The sequence below is a fragment of the Halopseudomonas xiamenensis genome, from assembly GCF_014219065.1.
Lineage (GTDB): Bacteria > Pseudomonadota > Gammaproteobacteria > Pseudomonadales > Pseudomonadaceae > Halopseudomonas > Halopseudomonas xiamenensis.
Genome location: NZ_JACLGO010000019.1, coordinates 69039 through 86935, shown reverse-complemented (window position 1 = coordinate 86935; position 17897 = coordinate 69039). Strand labels below are relative to the sequence as shown.

Here is a 17897-nt window from a genome sequence, read left to right as displayed (position 1 = left end):
CGATCTTCCAGGTGGCTGATTATGGCCTGGTAGCCGACCTGTTCGAGGCGGTGCCGGAGCTGGCTGGCAAGCTGTAATAGCCTGACTGCTGGCAACAACGGAACCCCCGGCTCGGAAGAGCTGGGGGTTTTGTTTTTGGGGTGTTTGTGGGCTCCCCCTCTCCCCCGGCCCCTCTCCCGCAAGGGGCGAGGGGGGACTCGCGACTGGTTGGCCATGCCACCCTGAAAGCAAGCAAATAGTTAGCGGACAGGGTTATCACGGGGTCTTGTTATCAGGAGGAGCGTCAATACTATTGGACTTGATCTTCCAAGACCTGAAGGTGACCAGAGACGCGGTAATCCAGGATCACTCCACAGCCACCGGCACGCGTCACCCCTCACCCCTTGCGGGAGAGGGGCCGGGGGAGAGGGGGAACCAATCAACCCAATCCCAAGCAGATGCACCGCTCACGTATCACGCACAGCACCTTGCCGTGGTTGACATCGGCGGTGATCGTGGCAATCAGCAAGGATTGACAGTCCGCGGCTCTGCTCGGGCACGCACCATTACAGTGCTCCTGCAACTACGCAGACTCAGCGCGCCCCGTTATGGGTCAGCGACTCCCACCCAACACCTGCAATGGCCAGGCGACATCAGGCGCTGAGCCTGTGGCGCGTTTCTTGCCTATTTGCTCATATCACTTTTCAGGAAGGATTGAGCGCATGCAGGCACCCAGCCAGACCATGGCATTGACCGAACGGGAGCGGCGCTGGCTGCCTCTCACTGGCCGTGCCGGTAAACTACGCATGGGCTGGGCCTGCTGGCTCAACCGCAATCGAAGAACGCAGGTGGAGGAGATATTCACCAGCATCGCCGAAACGCGGGTGCGTTTGCTGCAACAGTGGTGTGACAATCAATGGGCGGCCCTACACAGCATCGCCGAGCAATTGCAGCTGGATGAACAGCCTTTCGATACCCGGCAGCTCTCCCTGCTGCTGAGACGCCTGCCCGACGCCACCGAACTCCTGCTACTCGATGGCAACGGCCAGCCGCTGTATGGCAGTGCAGCCGACCTGCCCGCTGAACTACCCGCCGTCGCCGTACGCAGGGGCCTGCAGCAGCCATTCCTGCATGGCCCCTATGTGGACCAACGTACCCAGGCGCTGGGCCCGAGCAGCTCCAGCTTCCACGATGCCGTCACGCTGATGTTCTACCTGCCGCTGCCCCAGGGCGGCTGCCTGTGCGCGCGGATACCCAACGATGTGCTGGGCGACCTGATCCAGCGCGAGGCGGGCCATGTCTATCCCGAATCCGGTGACAACTACATCTTCATGGTCGAGTCATGCATCGACCCGGACATCGAACCGGGGCGTGCGCTGTCCCGGTCGCGCTTCGAGGACAACACCTTCAGCCATGGGGAAAATCTCAAGGATGGCATCGGTACCCGCTGGGGCGCTGTACAGGTGCGCGAGCATACCGAACTCGAAATCCGTTTCACCGATCCGGCCACCGGGCAGCTGCATCCCGGCGTACGGGAAACCATCAGGCACGGCAGCAACCTGTTCGTCGCCTACCCCGGATACGCCGACTATCGGCATATTCCGGTCATCGGCAAGGGCACCACCTTCACCCTGCAAGGCTCGTCAGATCGCTGGGGCATGATGTGCGAGGCCGATCTGGAGGAGGTGTTTCGCTATCGCTCGCTGAGCTACAGCTTGATGCGCCAGTTTGCACTGGTGCTGATGCTGATTGGCGCAAACCAATATGCCCTCGCGCTGTGGCAGCCGAGTGCACTGGTGCAGGTGCTGCTCACCGCCGCGGTGACAGGCGGTGGTGCACTCTGGTTCTGGCGCAAGGGTACGCGCAAGCTGGCAAGGCGTACCGGGCGCATGACCGAGATTATCCGCAACATCGCCGAAGGTGAAGGCGACCTGCGCCAGCGGCTGGACAACAGCCGGCTGGCGCCTGACGAGACCGGCGAGCTGGGGCGCTGGGTCAACAGCTTCATCGACAATCTCGACAACATCGTCGGCCGCGTCAAGGACACCAGCCACCATGTGCTCGACAACAGCGAGCGCATGCTCGCGAGTAACGAACAGGTGAGCCAGAGCGTCACCAGCGTCAGCCATGATATCCAGCAGATGCTGGCGATGATCGAGCAGCAACTGGCCAGTCTCGACGAAGCCACCCTGACCGCCGAGCAAATGCGCAACAGCCTCGGCCAGGTGATAGCCGCAGCGCGACAACAGCTCGACCAGGTCACCAGCGGCACCCGCAAGATCCGCGATACCGTGGCGCAGACCGCCGACAGTGTCCAGTTGCTCGATCAGCGCTCCGACGATATCGCCAGCATGGTCAGCCTGATCACCGATATCACCAGCCAGACCAACCTGCTGGCGCTGAATGCGGCCATCGAGGCGGCACGCGCTGGCGAGCATGGGCGCGGCTTCGCCGTGGTCGCCGACGAGGTGCGCGCCCTGGCCGCACGCACTGCACGTGTCGCCGCAGAAATCCGCCAATGCGTGGACAGCATCCGCGACGCTACCCGCGAGGCCGTCAGCCAGATGCAGCACGGCGTGGCAGAGGTAGATCAACAACTGCAGCAGACCGATATGGCTTCTGCGGAAAATGCCATGCTGCAACGCAGCGTCGATGAGCTGTTCAACGTGATATCGCAGATGGACAGCAACAGCAAGGCGCATGGCCGCCAGGTCGCACAGGTGGCCCAGGCCACCAGCGCCATGGCGGGTGTCATGCACAACCTGCGGGCAAGCTCGGTGCAGGTGCGTGAAACTGCGGTACGGCTGAGTCAGCTGTCCGACAGTTTCCGGGTCAGCGCCGACCAACGCCAGCGATTCAGGGAGATGCCACCCGGTACTGGAGCAACCGCCAGCAAGACGCCAACCTGACCCTGGTCAATGCGCCGGGGGCGCGTGCTGATTATTCTGCCCGGCTCTTTTCTTGTCTTGTAAACAGGATTGCCAACCATGCCCCAAGCCCCCGAACTGCTGGCCCCCGCCGGCACCCTCAAGGCCATGCGCTACGCCTTCGCCTACGGCGCCGATGCCGTGTATGCCGGTCAGCCGCGCTACAGCCTGCGCGTACGCGAGAATGACTTCCACAACCCGGCGGTGCTGGCCGAGGCGATTGCCGAAGCGCATGCGCAGGGCAGGAAGTTCTACCTGGCGAGCAATATCGCCGCGCACAACAGCAAGGTCGCCACCTATATCCGTGACCTGGAAGAAGTCGTGGCCATGGGTCCGGATGCGCTGATCATGTCCGACCCCGGGTTGATCATGCTGGTGCGCGAGCGCTGGCCGCAGTTGCCGGTGCACCTGTCGGTGCAGGCCAACGCCACCAACTGGGCCACGGTGAAGTTCTGGCAGCAGCAGGGCCTGGAGCGGGTGATCCTGTCACGCGAGCTGTCGCTGGAGGAGATCGAGGAAGTGCGTCGCCAATGCCCGGACATGGAGCTGGAAGTCTTCGTGCATGGCGCGTTGTGCATCGCCTATTCCGGGCGCTGCCTGCTATCCGGCTATTTCAATCACCGCGATGCCAACCAGGGCGCCTGCACCAACGCCTGTCGCTGGAAGTACGATCTGCAGCCAGCGCAGGAAACCGCCGAGGGCAACCTCGAGGCGGTCGTGCAGCTACAGGAGCCGCAGCAGCCGCAACCGGTGTACCTGCTCAACCAGAGCGACAAGCCGGACGAGCAGATGGCCATCGAGGAAGACGAGCATGGCACCTACATCATGAATTCCAAGGACCTGCGTGCGGTGCAGCACGTGCAGCGCTTCGTCGATATGGGCATGCATTCGCTGAAGATCGAGGGGCGCACCAAGTCGCATTTCTATGTCGCCCGTACCGTGCAGACCTACCGCAGGGCGATCGACGATGCCGTCGCCGGGCGCCCCTTCGATCTGGGGCTGATGGACGACCTGGAAAGCCTGGCCAACCGCGGCTACACCGAGGGCTTCTATCGCCGTCATCCGCCGGGGGTCTACCAGAATTACGAGCGGGGCAACTCCAGCATGCTGCGCCACCAGTTCGTCGGCGAGGTGCTGGAGGATCTGGGCAACTGGCTGAGCATCGAGGTGAAAAATCGCTTTGCTGTCGGCGACCAGCTGGAACTTATGACGCCCTCGGGCAATCACAGTTTCGCTTTGCACTCACTGCTGGATCGTCACGGGCAGCCGACCGGGGTTGCGCCTGGCACCGGCCATATGGTGCGCATTCCCAAACCGGAGGGTATCGACGTGAATAAAGCGCTGCTGCTGCGTTACCTGCCGGTTAGCTGACCGGCAGCTGAACAGGCCACGTAAATACTCGCTCAGCCGGTCGGTTCATGGTTTACTTGCGCGCTTGCCCAGCCCTGTTTTCCCTCTGACCACGGAGCTCCGTACAAAATGGATTGGTTGCAAGTTGTGGTGTTGGCCCTGCTCCAGGGCCTGACCGAGTTTCTACCTGTCTCCAGCTCGGCCCACCTGATCCTGGTTCCCGCCCTCACCGGCTGGCCTGATCAGGGCCTGGCGTTCGATGTCGCGCTGCACTTCGGCAGCCTGTTCGCGGTACTGCTGTATTTCCGCCGCGACCTGCTCAACATGACCACCAGCTGGACGCAATCGCTTGCCACCCGCAAGCTGAATGACGACGCACGCCTGGCCTGGGGGGTGATCTTCGCCACCATCCCGGTCGGCCTGGCCGGCCTGGCATTCAAGGACGAGATCGAGCTGTATCTGCGCTCGCCCTTCTACCTGGCCCTTGGCCTGGTTGGCTTCGGCCTGCTGCTGGGCTGGGTGGACTGGCGTTTCCGTGGCAGCCGCACGGTGGACCAGATGACCTGGAAGGATGTACTGGTGATCGGCTGCGCCCAGGCGCTGGCCCTGTTCCCCGGCACCTCACGGGCCGGTATCACCATCACCGCCGCGCTGGTGATGGGAATGAACCGCGAGGCGGCTTCGCGCTTCTCCTTCCTGCTGTCGATCCCGGTGATCCTGCTGGCCTGCCTGCTCAAGACCAAGGACCTGGTCGAGGCGCAGGTGCCGGTGGAATGGGGCGCGATGGCCCTGGGTGTGCTGGTGTCGGCGATCAGTGCCTTCCTGTGCATCCACTACTTCCTGGTATTCATCAAGCGTATCGGCATGCAGCCGTTCGTGGTCTACCGGATCATTCTGGGTATTGCTCTGCTGGTGGTGTTTTACTGAGCTGGTTGGTTAGAACCCCTCCCCCTCTCCCCCCGCCCCTCTCCCGCAAGGGGAGAGGGGAGCTTGTTTGTGCAAACCGGCAACATCGGTAACGGATCAGGCCGGCGACATGGGTTTTCCATACTGCCGGTTTACAAGGCTGCTCATCTTCGAAGCACTGCTTCGCCCGCTTGAGCCCCGCAAGGGGAGCCGGAGCTGTCTTGTGCAAACCGGTAATATCGGCAATCCATGTTAGCCCGAGAATGTCAGGAAAACTAAAGGCAGCCAGCACGCAAAAAACAGCCCCCTCTCCCCTCGCGGGAGAGGGCTGGGGAGAGGGGGAGCTACCTCAAAAACTCAAATCCAGCTTGGCCCACAGGGTACGACCCGGCTCGTTGATCCGGATCTCGGCGGGGAAGCCGAAGCTGCCGTTACCGGCCAGATTTAAGTGTTCGGCGTAGGCCTTGTTCAGCAGGTTATCCACCCCGACGCTGGCGGTCACCTCGTCACTGAAGCGGTAGGCGGCATTGACTGACAGCACGCCGAAGCCAGCCGAGTCACCGAAGTCCTTGCTGGTGACGTTCCCCTTGCCGTCTGCGGTGCGACTCTGCGCAGCAACCACCCGCCACAGGGCACCAGCGCTCCAGTTGTCGCGGGCGTAGGTCAGGTTGAAACGGCTTTCCAGCGGCGGCATCTGCGGCAGTGCCTCTCCATCGCTGCGGTTGCGGCCCCAGGCCCAGGCCAGGCTAGTTTCCACCTGCCAGTTGTCAGTCACATCCAGCGCAATACCCGCCTCGGCCCCCATGATATGCGCATCGATATTCTCCGCGCTGCTGATGCCGCCCATGCCAGTGTAGTCGAACAGGATGAAGTCATCGACCATGCCCGCATAGCCGGAAATCCAGGCCTGCATTCCCTCGCGCTGGTACTGCAGGCCGACATCCAGCTGGGTGGTGCGCTCCGGATCGATGCCATCGAAGGCATTCACTGCACCCGCCGCCTGCCTGGGCGAGAACAGCTCCCAGTAGTCGGGGAAGCGCTGCGCATGACCGATACCGACATAGGCCGTGGCCGGCAGGTTGGACAGGTCCTGCTCCAGCCGCAGGAAGGCGGCGGGCAGGGTTTCCCGGCGTGTGTCACCGGCGGTGGGGTTGGGCATGGCATGTCCGCCGCCGTGCCCGGCGCTTATGGTGTTACGGAAGTCTTCCACATGGTGCTGGTCCAGGCGCACACCACCGATCAGCCGCTGCTGCTCCTGCCGTGACCAGGTAAGCTCGGAGAACACCCCTATCTGGCTGAAGCTGGCATCCTTGGCCCAGGGCTGGTGCTTATAGGCATCATCCACCCCCATGCTATTGCGCGTCCGATGGGTATTGCGCTGCGCATCGGCGCCGGCCAGCAGCTGCAGATCATCCCAGACCCAGGTGGAACCGAGCCGGGCGCCCAGGGTACGGCGATCGACATTCGACGCCATGCCGCCAGCCATCATGCCGCTGCTGGGTGGCACGCGCAGGCTGTAATTGTCCATCACATGGTCGGCGTAGTTGTAGTACAACCGCGCCTCCAGCTCACGCAGGGCACCACCGTTGAACTGTTTCTCGAAGCGCAGACCCAAGCTCTCGCGCTCGAACTGCGAGCCGTCCATGCCGCGCCCGGCATAGCGCGCCTCGCCGTCACCGGCGCCGACAGTCAGTTCCAGCAGGGTATCGTCATCCGGGGTCCAGCCCAGTGCCAGATCGGTATTCCACTTGTACCAGCGCGATGGCACGCGATCACCATTGCCGTCCCGGTAGTCACCGGAACGGGAGCGGTTGCCGCTCAGGCGCAGGTAGCCGTCGCTACTGCCGATGGCACCATCCACCTGCACATCGCGCCGGGTATTGGAGCCGGCCACTACGCTGGCATCCAGGCGGCTGCCTGGCTCATCGAAAGCTTCCGGGTGCCGCTCGAACAGCACGGTGCCAGCCGAGGCGCCCGGCCCCCAGGCCACCGTCTGCGGCCCCTTGATCACCGTCAGTTGATCGAAGTTCTGCGGGGCGATGTAGGAGGATGGCGCATCCATCCGCGAGGGACAGGCGCCGAGCATTTCACCGCCATTGGTCAGCAGCTTGAGCCGCGAGCCGAACATGCCGCGCAGCACCGGATCACTGTTGCTGCCACCGCCGCGAACGGCTGAGAAGCCCGGAATGGTCTTCAGGTAGTCGGCACCATCGCTGGCCGGGATCGGCTGGCGCGCGTCCTTGGGGTTGGTGATGATGGTCAGCGAGGAGTCCTGCTGTACCGCGGTGATCACCCGCGGTGGCAATACCAGCGCGTCGTCGTGTTGCGGATGATGATGCTCGTTGGCCAGGGCGCCACCGGCAAGCATCAGCAGCGCGGCGCTGTAGGCAAGCTGCCAGCGCAGGCGGGCAGGTTTTACAGAAAAGGGGTTGGGCAGGCACACGCCTGCCTGATGGCCACGAATAGGTCGGGACATGGGTAGCTTTCCACTTCAATGGTTATGTATCGCCGTGCGCACACGGCGGCGGACATCAGCAGTGGAAAGGGGCAGGAGGGGCGCGCGCGTAGCCCGCGCTGCGGCGCCAGATCGGCAGCAGCGGCGCGGCCGGCAGTGCCAGGAAGCGTTCCGGCTCATGCCGGGGCAGGATCAGCTTGAGCGACAGCGTCAGTGGCGGGCTGAGCGTCAGCAGCTCGCAATAGCCGCACAGCTCCAGGGCTGCCAGCCAGTCGGGAGCATTATCCGAGGGAGGGCGGTGATGACCATGGGCAGAGGAGGCCTGCCCATGGTCGGCGTGCTGATGGTGATGCTGTTCACTGGCTGGCGCAGCCGCAGCCTGCGCCAGCTGCAGCGCGGAGTACAACGGGCCGACATGGATCATCAGCATGGCGAACAGGCCAAGCCGGATACTCAGTGTCGAAAGCCGTTTTCCCAGCACAACCGATCCTTGATCAACGATGACGTGGCCCGCGGGGCCGATAACCCGGATGATCCCATGGCGGGCCGGCGCAGAGCATGTGACAGGAGGTCACAGCAGCCCTGCCGAGAGGGCAGTATAGGAGAAAAGGCGCTGCTGGCCTTGGCCCAGATCAATTACCTGCATTATTGATCTGCGTCATCGCCTGACGCCGAAACGCATTATACTTTGGCCTCAAATATCATAACGACATTACTCGAGCATCCATGTTGCCCTTTGCCGACCTGCTGCGCCGCCGCCTCAGTTCGCTGCTGCCCGCCGAACTGGAACCCCATGAGCGGCTGAAACTGCTGACTCCCTTCCGTCATTCACTGCTGGTCAGCCGCCACCGGGCCGGCCTGATCGTTGGCCGGGTGCGCCTGTTCGCCCTGTTGTTCGCCCTGCTCACTCCGCTGTGGGGCGTGGTCGATCTGATCGCCTTTCCCTATCCGCTCTGGACCCAGTTGCTGGCGCTGCGGGTGGTGGTGTGCCTGGCGTTCTTCAGCCTGCTGCTGTTCTACCGCGAGCAGGGGCGCATGACCGATGCCTACCTGGCGATGTTCATCCTGTTCGCCATCCCCACGCTGTTCTATATCAGCTCGCACACCCTGCTGGCCCATTACGAGCTGGTCGATATGCCCGCCGCGGTCGCCGCCGGCTACGCCTTCCTGCCCTTCGTGCTGATGGCCGGCCTGGCACTGTTCCCGCTGACGCTGCTGGAAAACCTGCTGGTCGCCGTGGTGTTGCTGGCGGCCCAGGCCGTCGCCGGTTATCTGAACTGGTCGACGTTGAACTGGCCATCGTTCGTCGGTGCCTTCTGGTTGCTGATCCTGATCGCCGGAGTCACCGGGCTGGCCTGCATGAGCCAGTTGGCGTTCATGATGGCGCTGCTGCGCCAGGCGATCCGTGATGACCTGACCGGCGTGTTCAGCCGCAACAGCGGCGAGGAGATCCTGCAGGTGCAGTGGAACACCAGCCTGCGCAACAACAGCGCGCTGTCGCTGGCCTTCATCGACCTGGATCATTTCAAGCAGATCAACGACAGCTTCGGCCATGGCATCGGCGACGCCGCCCTGCGCTCGGCCAGCCAGCACATCCAGGACTGCATGCGCAGCTCCGACAGCCTGGTGCGCTGGGGCGGCGAGGAGTTTTTGCTGATCATGCCCGATACCGACATGACCCGCGCCCGTCAGGCACTGGAACGGCTGCAGGCCATCGGGCTGGGCCAACGCCCGGATGGCACCGCGCTAACCGCCAGCATCGGCGTGGCCGAGCGCTACTACGACCGCATCGAGCAGCCCCAGCAACTGCTGGCGCTGGCCGACCAGCGCATGTACAAGGCCAAGGCCGCCGGGCGTAATCGGATACAGGCGCTGTAGCGGGAGATACCTCAGTACGCCGGTTGGCGGACCTGCGGCCCGCATCGGCGTGGGGCGCGCCTCCCACAGGGGTTGGGAGGCGGCGTCCCCCGGTGCGAACGGCAGCCACTACTCCGCGCTCTGCAGATCCTCGACCAACGCCTTGAGAAAGCGCGCCGCCTCGCCACCGGTCACCGCGCGGTGGTCGACGGTCAGCGACACCGGCAGCACCGGGTGTACCGCCGGCTGCCCGTCCCAGGCCACCACCTGATCGCGGATCACCCCGGCGCCGATGATCGCCACCTGCGGCGGCACTATCACCGGGCTGGCATAGCGGCCGAACAGGGTGCCGTAGTTGGACAGGGTGATGGTCGCGCCCATCAGCTCGCGCGGCGGAATAGAGCGGCTCAGCACATCCGCACGCAACCGCGCCAGCCCCTGGCGCAGGTCCTCGGCATCGCGGTTGGCGACATCGCGCAGTACCGGCACGAACAGCCCATCGGGTGTGTCCACCGCTACGCCCAGATCGATATGCTGATGGCGGGTCACACTCAGACGCGGGCCATCGAAGGCCACGTTCAGCGCCGGCTCGGCCTGGCAGGCGCGGGCAATGGCCCGCGCCAGGCGTACCATGGGATCACGCGCGCCATCAGGCCAGCGATGCAGGTCGGCGTCCTCGACTATGGTGACCGGCACCACCTCGGCATGCGCCCGCGCCATGTTCTTGGCCATGGTCCGGCGCACGCTGCGCAGCGCCTCGCCGCTACCCGGCTGGGCCGCTGCGGCGCGCTGTACGTCAGCATCGGTGATCAATCCGCCGCTCCCGCTGCCAGCCATGCCCTGCAGTTCCACGCCCATGCGCTCGGCCAGCTTGCGCGCCCCCGGTGCGGCTCGTACCGCCCAGGCCTCACGGCTGGAGTTGGCGGCACCGACGATGAAGTCATCAGCGGCCAGATCGCTTTGGCCGCTGGCCTGGCCGAGATTGCCGACCACGGTACCACTGTCCTCGGACTCACCCTCGAACTCTACCAGCGGTTCACCGACGTGCAGCAGGTCCCCGGCCTCGCCAAAGCAGCGGCTGATCACCCCCTCCCTGGGCGAGGGCACGTCCACGATGGCCTTGGCGGTTTCCACCGAGACCAGCAACTGGTCCACCGCCACGCTGTCACCCGCCTTGACATGCCATTCGACGATCTCCGCTTCCTGCAAGCCTTCACCCAGATCGGGCAATTTGAACTGCTTCATCATGGCTCCCCCTGCATGGTTCGATAGGCGGCCTGGCAGATACTCTCGACGTCCGGCAGGTAGGCCATTTCCTGCCGTGCATAGGGGATCACGCAATCGAACCCGGTGACCCGCTGCACCGGCGTATGCAGTGCATGGAACAACTGCTCCTGCAGCAGCGCGGCGATTTCCGCGCCGGGGCCGTAGCTGCGCGCCGCCTCGTGCACTATGACGCAGCGGCCGGTCTTACTGACCGAGGCGAGAATGGTGGCGGTATCCAGCGGCTTGAGCGTCGCGACATCGATGACCTCGCAATCGATACCCTGCTCGGCCAGCCGGCCGGCGGCTTCCAGCGTCTCCTTGAGCGCCGCGCCCCAGCTGACCAGGCTCAGGTCGCGACCCTCGCGCAGGGTGAAGCAGGTATCCAGCGGCAGCGCCTGGCCATCATCCTCCACTACCTGGCGCACCGAACGGTACAGCCGCGACGGTTCCAGGAAGATCACCGGGTCCGGGTCGGCGATCGCCGCCAGCAGCAGACCGTAGGCGCGCCGTGGCGAGGATGGCACCACCACCCGCAGGCCGGGCACATGGGCCAGCATGGCTTCGGTGCTTTCACCATGATGTTCCGGTGCATGAATACCACCACCGTGGGGCGTGCGCAGCACCATCGGGCAACTCAGCCGGCCGCGAGTACGACTGCGCAGGCGGCTGGCATGGGAGATCAGGTGTTCCATGCCGGCATAGATGAAGCCCATGAACTGGATTTCCGCCACTGGCTTCAGACCTTGGGCAGCCATGCCCACAGTGATACCGGTGATCAGGGTTTCGGCCAGCGGCGTATCCATCACCCGCCGAAAGCCAAAACGCTCGTGCAAGCCGACCGTGGCGCGGAATACGCCGCCGTTGGGCCCCACATCCTCGCCCAGCACCACCACGTCGGGATCATCGGCCATGGCCCGGTGCAGCGCCAGGTTGATCGCCTCCACCATGCACAGGGTTGTCTGTTCAGCCATGGTCCGTCCCTCCCAGCGTGGCTGCCCGCGCGACCAGCTCATCACGCTGGTCGCGATAGCACTCGGGCAGTTGTGCATACAGATGATCGAAGGCTGCCGCCGCATCGGCCTCGGGCACTGCACGGAATTGCTCCACCGCGGCATTGATGCGCTCGGTCAGTTGCTGCTGCAGGTCCTGTTCGCGGCGCTCGTCCCACAGCCCCTGCTGATGCAGGAAGCGCTGCAACCGGCCAATCGGCTCGTGCTTCCAGGCCTCGCTCAGCTCATCGGCGGAGCGGTAGCGGCTGGCATCATCGGAGGTGGTATGGTCGCCCAGACGATAGGTCACGCACTCCACCAGGGTCGGCCCCTTGCCGGAGCGCGCCCGTTCGATGGCGGCACTGATACAGTCGTATACCGCCAGCACATCATTGCCATCCACCTGCTCGCCGGGAATCCCCGCCGCCAGCGCCTTGTGCGCCAGGGTCGGCGCGGCCGACTGCAGGCTGCGCGGTACCGAGATGGCCCACTGGTTGTTGTTCACCACGAACACCAGCGGCAGCTGCCAGACTCCGGCCAGGTTGAGACTTTCCAGGAAATCGCCCTTGCTGGTGGCCCCGTCACCGCAGGTGGTCACCGCTACCCGTGGCTGCTGACGGATACGGAAGGCCGAGGCCACGCCGCAGGCATGACAGGCCTGGGTGGCGATCGGCACGCAGATGGGGAAATCCTCGGCGGCGGTCGAGGCCGACCAGGCACTGCCGCGCTCGTCGCCGCCCCAGTACAGCAGGATGTCCTGCATGGCGACGCCGCGCTGCAGTTGCACCGCGGTGTCGCGGTAATAGGGAATCAGCACATCCTCGGCGGTCATCGCCCGCCCCAGCGCGGTGCCGATGGCTTCCTGGCCCAGGGTCGAGGCGTAGGTGCCGATCTGGCCGGTGCGTTGCAGGGCGATGCACTTCTGGTCGAACACGCGGACCAGGTTCATCTGACGATACAGCTCGAGCAGCAATTCGGGATCATCGACCCAGCCCGGCAATTCATCCAGCGGCTGGCCGTGATCATCCAGATAACGGGTGAAGGGAATCCGTACGGATAAGGGCATAGCTCTCCTCCTGACCATGATGGACGGCCGGCTTGTGGCCGGTCTTCCCCGCCAGCGCCCGGATGGGGCGGCGACGGTGACGGCGCAGACGCGCTCGTCAGCAGTATAGGTCAGGTTTCGCAGCGGCAAGGCGCCTCAGCGCGGATCGCTGTCCCGGTCCGCAGCCCGGCGCAGGGCCCCGCGACTGCGCCGCAGATGGCGCAGCCCCTCGAACACCAGCACGCCCACGGCGCTCCAGATGGCTATGTAGGTGAACCATTGGTCCGGCGCTATGCTCTCGCCCAGCAGCAGCGCCACCAGCACCAGCAGCACCGGCTCCACATAGCCCAGCAGGCCGAACAGGGTGAAGGTCAGCAGGCGACTGGCCATGGTATAGGTCACCAGCGCCAGGGCGCTGAAGGCACCCAGCAGCGCCACCAGCGGGTACAGCCGGGGCAGTTCGACGAACAATGCCGGACCGGCGCCACCGGCCCAGGCGAACCAGCCGGCCACCGGCAGCAGGAACAGCATGTCGAACCAGAAGCCACCGAGGTTATCGGTGCCGGTCAGGCGGCGCAGCACGAAGTAGGCCGGATAGCCCACGGCGACCAGCAGCGTCTCCCAGGCAAAGGTGCCGGCCTGCAGCAACGCATGCCCCACCCCCAGCACGGCGCAGGCGATGGCCAGCTGTTGCAGCCGTGAGGGATGCTCGCGAAAGATCAGGTACCCGGCCAGGACCATGCTCAGCGGCAGCAGGAAGTAGCCCAGCGAGACCTCCAGCGCCCGGCCATTGACCGGCGCCCACATGAACAGCCACAGCTGCAGGCCCACCAGCACCGCGCTCAGCAGTTGCACCAGCAGCAGCGCCGGACGCTGGCGTATCCGCGCCGCCAATTCCCGGGCCAGCGACCAGTAGCCGGCCACCAGCATGAACAGGGTGACAAAGGGAAAAGTCAGCAGCATGCGCCAGCCGAAGATCTGCTCGCCATCCAGCGGCGCCAGCAGCGTGGAGAAATAATACAGGCCGCCGAACAGTACCGATGCCGTCACCGACAGGACTACCCCGATAGACATTCCACCTCCCGGTATATGGAAACGAGCCACCACGGCAAACGTGGCGGACACAATGCACGCCGGGGAATGAATTGTCGATCCCCGGCGCGGCTGTCATTCTGGCAACCCTGTCCCATTGAGTGAAACCCTCGACATGCAACTGATCTGGTTCCGCAACGATCTGCGGGTACATGACAACACCGCCCTGACCGCCGCGCTGGAACAGGGACCGACCCTGGCGCTGTTCCTGCTCAGCCCACAGCAATGGCAGGCCCATGACGAGGCGCCGGCCAAGATCGACTTGCGCCTGCGTAACCTGCAGGCGCTGGCCGGCGAGCTTCAGCAGTTGAACGTACCCCTGTTGATCCGCACCGCGGACAGCTGGGCGGCGGCACCGGCGGTACTGGCCCGGCTCTGCCATCAGTATCGTATCACCCTGGTGCATGCCAATGAAGAATACGGCCTCGACGAAGCCGCAAGGGATGAGGCCGTGGCCAGGCAGGTGGCAGAACAGGGCGCGGGATTCCGTTCCCACCTCGATCAGTTGCTGCTGCGCCCCGGCAGCCTGCTGACGCGCTCGGGCAGCTACTTCAAGGTGTTCAGCCAGTTCCGCAAGGCCTGCCTGCAGCAGCTGCAGCTGGCACCACCATCCTGCCTGCCGGCACCAGCAGCGCAGCAGGCTACCGGCATCGATGCCGACCCGGTTCCCGCCAGCGTGACCGGCTTTGCCACCCCGGACCAGGCCTTGCGCGATCTGTGGCCTGCCGGCGAGCAGGCCGCGCGGCAACGCCTGCAGCGCTTCAGCGACGAGCGCCTGCATGGCTATGCCGAGCAACGCGACCTGCCGGCCGAGCCCGGCACCAGTCAGCTCTCGCCCTACCTGGCCACCGGCGCGTTGTCGCCACGCCAATGCCTGCATGCCGCGCTGATGAGCAATCAGGGCGAACTCGACAGCGGCAATGCCGGGGTGACCAGCTGGATCGACGAGTTGCTCTGGCGGGAGTTCTACAAACACATCCTGGTCGGTTATCCGCGGGTGTCCCGGCACCGGGCCTTCCGTCCGCATACCGAAGCGGTGCCCTGGCGCCATGCGCCGGACGAGCTGGCGGCCTGGCAGCAAGGACGCACCGGCTTTCCGCTGATCGATGCGGCCATGCGCCAACTGCTGGCCACCGGCTGGATGCACAACCGCCTGCGCATGGTGGTCGCCATGTTCCTGAGCAAGAACCTGCTGATCGACTGGCGCGAGGGCGAGCGTTATTTCATGCAGCATCTGATCGATGGCGACCTGGCGGCGAACAATGGCGGCTGGCAATGGAGCGCGTCCACCGGTACCGACGCGGTACCCTGGTTCCGACTGTTCAATCCGGTTACCCAGTCGCGGCGCTTCGATCCATCGGGGCACTTCATCAAGCGCTGGCTACCGGAGCTGGGCGAACTGGACCGTCACGATATCCACGAGCCGTCACCGCTTTCCCGGATGCTGTGCGACTACCCTGCCCCCATCGTCGACCTGGCGGAAAGTCGAGCGCGGGCACTGGCGGCATTCAGGGACTTGCCACCGGCTGAAGCTGATCAGGAATGAAAGGGAAAGGTGGCACGGTACAGGAGCCTGTACCGTGCCGGGGGGAGTGCTTAGAAGATATTCATCGGGAAGTCGACGAAGATGCGCACTTCGTTACCGTCCTGGGTATAGCTGTTCGAAGCACGCAGTACCGAGCTGCGCAGACGAACACTCATATCCTTGGCCGCACCGCTCTGCACCACATACTTCAGCTGGTTGAAGATTTCACGCTCGCTGGCGCTGCCAGCTTCGCGAACATTGGTAGCAGAATTACGGACAGTGATGTCAGTACCGCGAACATAAGCGAAGTTGTAGCTCAGACCCGGAACACCAAACTGGGTAAAGTCCAGACCATAACCCAGCTGCCAGGAACGCTCGTCTTCTGCGTTGAAGTCGGACCAGAAGGAGTTGGCGACCCAGATGGTGGTGCCGCCATCACCTACAGCACCTGCATTCTGGTAGAAGCCATAGTTGTAACCGGTGTCACCGCTGCTGCGCTGGTAGGCCAGAGTGAAGTCATGCGGGCCAGTGGCGTAGTTGGCGGACAGGCTCCACAGGTTGTTGCGATCGCCCCTGCCATCCCACTCACTGTCCTGCTTGGTGCGGTAGCCGCTGAAATCCAGCGTCAGGGTGTCGCCCTGGTTCAGCGGACGAATGTAGTTCAGGTTGGCATACTGACGCTTGAGCACGTCTTCCACATCCGAGGCGTACAGCGCGGCACGGATATTGTCGTTGAACTGGTAGCTACCACCCAGCACTTCGATGGAGTTCAGCCCACCGCTATCACGGCCTTCATCGCTCTTGCGATGCTGAGCATGAAACCGACCGGCATGTACGGTCAGACCATCAATCTCGTTGGAGGTGATCATGGTGCCGGTGTAGGTTTCCGGCAGCAGACGGCTGTCATCGTGGCTCAGTACAGGCAGTACCGGGCGCTGGTCGCCGTAGCTCAATACGGTCTTGGAGAAGCGCGCCTTGACCGCAGCACCGGCATGGGCCATATCCCGTTCAACATTGTTAAAGGTACCGTCAGGATTCTGGTCATCTGCGAAAAAGAAATCGATACCACCGGCACCAGCACGACCACCGCCGCTATCCAGACGATAGCCATACATGCCGAAGGCGTCCACGCCCACGCCCACAGTGCCCTTGGTAAAGCCGGAGGTGAAGGTCAGCACACCAGCCTGGCCCCACTCGGCCTTGTCCTGATCACCGTTCCGGTAATCACGGTTCATGTAGGCATTGCGCAGGAACAGATCGAGACTGCTGTCTTCGACAAAGCCTTTGGAATCCGCCTGGCTGGCTGCCAGGGCGGGGACGGAGGTCATCAGGGCCAATGCAATGGCGCTCAGTTTGTACTTGGTCATTTTGGATGCCATAGATGCTGTTTTATTTAGTGTGAGAGACCCATCACCAGCTCACCGAAGCTGTAACGGGATGGTCACGCATTATCCATATTCTGAGGGGATTTCCTAGCGGCGGCGCTGCGGGAGCGACATTCGGACGCGATCCGGCACCATCCCGGGTCGATCACGGATTGATTCTGTTGCCGGATTCGTGACCCTGCTGGCGCTGAAACGAAAAAACCACCGGCCGGTTACCCGGCCGATGGCAGAGGCATTGTCACCGGCTCACGCGGAGATCGGTGTGCGCCAGTCGTCAGAGCCGGAGGTTCCGGAGACTTCATGGGTCCAGATGATCTTGCGGTAGGTGAAGTAGACATCTTCCAGGTGAGTGAAGTGAGCCAGGTTCGGGTCCTGGCAGTTCGGCATGCGCGACTGCACGTCGACGATGATGGCGTCTTCCAGCTCGATGGTGAAGTAGTGCTCCTGGGTCCCGGTGGCCGAAGTGCGGTACCACTCCAGGCGGCACTTGCTCAGGCGCTCGCCGGACGTCAGAGCATTGAAGACCAGCGGCGATGACTTGTCGAACACCTTGGTGATCATCAGTGGCTTGTGCACGCGCTGGCCGGTCGGCTGGCCAGACTGCGGATCGCGCGGAATGATGACCTGATGGTCGAAGGCCTGAACCAGGATCTGGTCTTCATGGCCTTCCTGGAAAATATTGCCGACCGAGTCCTCGGTGAAGGTACCGGCGGTGATCAGGCCCTGCTTGGTGCCCTCGATGGTCATATATGCGGGTGTTGGCATTACGCTCTCCTTGCCTTGGATAAGGACCTGCAAACGGGTCCGGGAATCACAAGTTCAGCAAGGTGCATGCCAGTCATTTTTTCACCAACAATATCAACAAGATAGAAAAACAGCCCCAGCGACAAACAATATTTCAACAGAGAGCTGTGAACTAGCGCACATATGACTGCGCAACTTTTTGCGCAACCGTGACGAAGTATTGCCCAACTTTCCCGGAGTACAGGAAGAGCAACAGTTACAGCCGCCACCCATTGTCTCACCCGACACAAGTTGCGCAAAAAGTTGCACAAGCACCGTAATCAGCACCTTGAACAAGATAAATCAAAGTATCTTTCCAAAACAACGAACAGCTCACA

General features: G+C 63.5%; 13 protein-coding genes. 5 read left to right on the top strand and 8 right to left on the bottom strand.

Annotated elements, in window-relative coordinates; all coding sequences use genetic code 11:
• Positions 1–701: 701 nt before the first annotated feature.
• From H6X51_RS13345 to H6X51_RS13335, 3 genes are all read left to right on the top strand, one after another.
• Positions 702–2888, top strand: a complete 2187-nt coding sequence (locus H6X51_RS13345) for a methyl-accepting chemotaxis protein (protein ID WP_235991341.1) — start codon at positions 702–704, stop codon at positions 2886–2888.
• Positions 2889–2966: 78 nt separating this feature from the next.
• Positions 2967–4277: a prephenate-dependent tRNA uridine(34) hydroxylase TrhP gene (gene trhP / locus H6X51_RS13340; protein ID WP_185267980.1), complete on the top strand. Its 1311-nt coding sequence runs from the start codon at positions 2967–2969 to the stop codon at positions 4275–4277.
• A gap of 108 nt (positions 4278–4385) precedes the next feature.
• Positions 4386–5183: an undecaprenyl-diphosphate phosphatase gene (locus H6X51_RS13335; protein WP_185267979.1), complete on the top strand. Its 798-nt coding sequence runs from the start codon at positions 4386–4388 to the stop codon at positions 5181–5183.
• Positions 5184–5511: 328 nt separating this feature from the next.
• On the opposite strand, the gene H6X51_RS13330 is transcribed toward H6X51_RS13335, so the two are convergent.
• The gene (locus H6X51_RS13330; RefSeq protein WP_185267986.1) at positions 5512–7530 is read right to left on the bottom strand and encodes a TonB-dependent copper receptor; all 2019 of its coding nucleotides are present in this window, start codon (positions 7528–7530) and stop codon (positions 5512–5514) included.
• 163 nt (positions 7531–7693) lie between these two features.
• On the bottom strand, positions 7694–8074 hold the full coding sequence (locus H6X51_RS13325; protein ID WP_185267985.1) for a DUF2946 family protein: 381 nt from the start codon (positions 8072–8074) through the stop codon (positions 7694–7696).
• A gap of 269 nt (positions 8075–8343) precedes the next feature.
• On the opposite strand from H6X51_RS13325, the gene H6X51_RS13320 reads away from it, so the two are divergent.
• Positions 8344–9495 (top strand): GGDEF domain-containing protein, encoded by a 1152-nt coding sequence (locus H6X51_RS13320; protein ID WP_185267978.1) that lies wholly within the window; start codon positions 8344–8346, stop codon positions 9493–9495.
• A 108-nt stretch (positions 9496–9603) separates the two neighbouring features.
• Here the strand turns inward: H6X51_RS13320 and H6X51_RS13315 are convergent, their stop codons facing one another.
• The 4 genes from H6X51_RS13315 to rarD all read right to left on the bottom strand — a co-directional run bounded on the left by H6X51_RS13315 (position 9604) and on the right by rarD (position 13848).
• Entirely contained in the window at positions 9604–10719 is a 1116-nt protein-coding gene (locus H6X51_RS13315) for a dihydrolipoamide acetyltransferase family protein (RefSeq protein ID WP_185267977.1), read from the bottom strand.
• A complete protein-coding gene (locus H6X51_RS13310) occupies positions 10719–11711 on the bottom strand; it encodes an alpha-ketoacid dehydrogenase subunit beta (RefSeq protein ID WP_185267976.1) in 993 nt (330 codons plus the stop codon). The genes H6X51_RS13315 and H6X51_RS13310 overlap by 1 nt, the downstream gene beginning before the upstream one ends.
• Positions 11704–12795 (bottom strand): pyruvate dehydrogenase (acetyl-transferring) E1 component subunit alpha, encoded by a 1092-nt coding sequence (gene pdhA / locus H6X51_RS13305; RefSeq protein WP_185267975.1) that lies wholly within the window; start codon positions 12793–12795, stop codon positions 11704–11706. The genes H6X51_RS13310 and pdhA overlap by 8 nt, the downstream gene beginning before the upstream one ends.
• A gap of 135 nt (positions 12796–12930) precedes the next feature.
• The gene (gene rarD, locus H6X51_RS13300) at positions 12931–13848 is read right to left on the bottom strand and encodes an EamA family transporter RarD (RefSeq protein WP_185267974.1); all 918 of its coding nucleotides are present in this window, start codon (positions 13846–13848) and stop codon (positions 12931–12933) included.
• A gap of 133 nt (positions 13849–13981) precedes the next feature.
• Between rarD and phrB the strand changes: the two genes are divergently transcribed.
• Positions 13982–15412, top strand: coding sequence for a deoxyribodipyrimidine photo-lyase (gene phrB / locus H6X51_RS13295; RefSeq protein WP_185267973.1), 1431 nt, complete (start codon positions 13982–13984; stop codon positions 15410–15412).
• 50 nt (positions 15413–15462) lie between these two features.
• Here the strand turns inward: phrB and H6X51_RS13290 are convergent, their stop codons facing one another.
• Entirely contained in the window at positions 15463–16758 is a 1296-nt protein-coding gene (locus H6X51_RS13290) for an OprD family outer membrane porin (protein ID WP_185267972.1), read from the bottom strand.
• Positions 16759–17022: 264 nt separating this feature from the next.
• Entirely contained in the window at positions 17023–17541 is a 519-nt protein-coding gene (locus H6X51_RS13285; protein WP_185267971.1) for an Hcp family type VI secretion system effector, read from the bottom strand.
• Positions 17542–17897 lie beyond the last annotated feature (356 nt).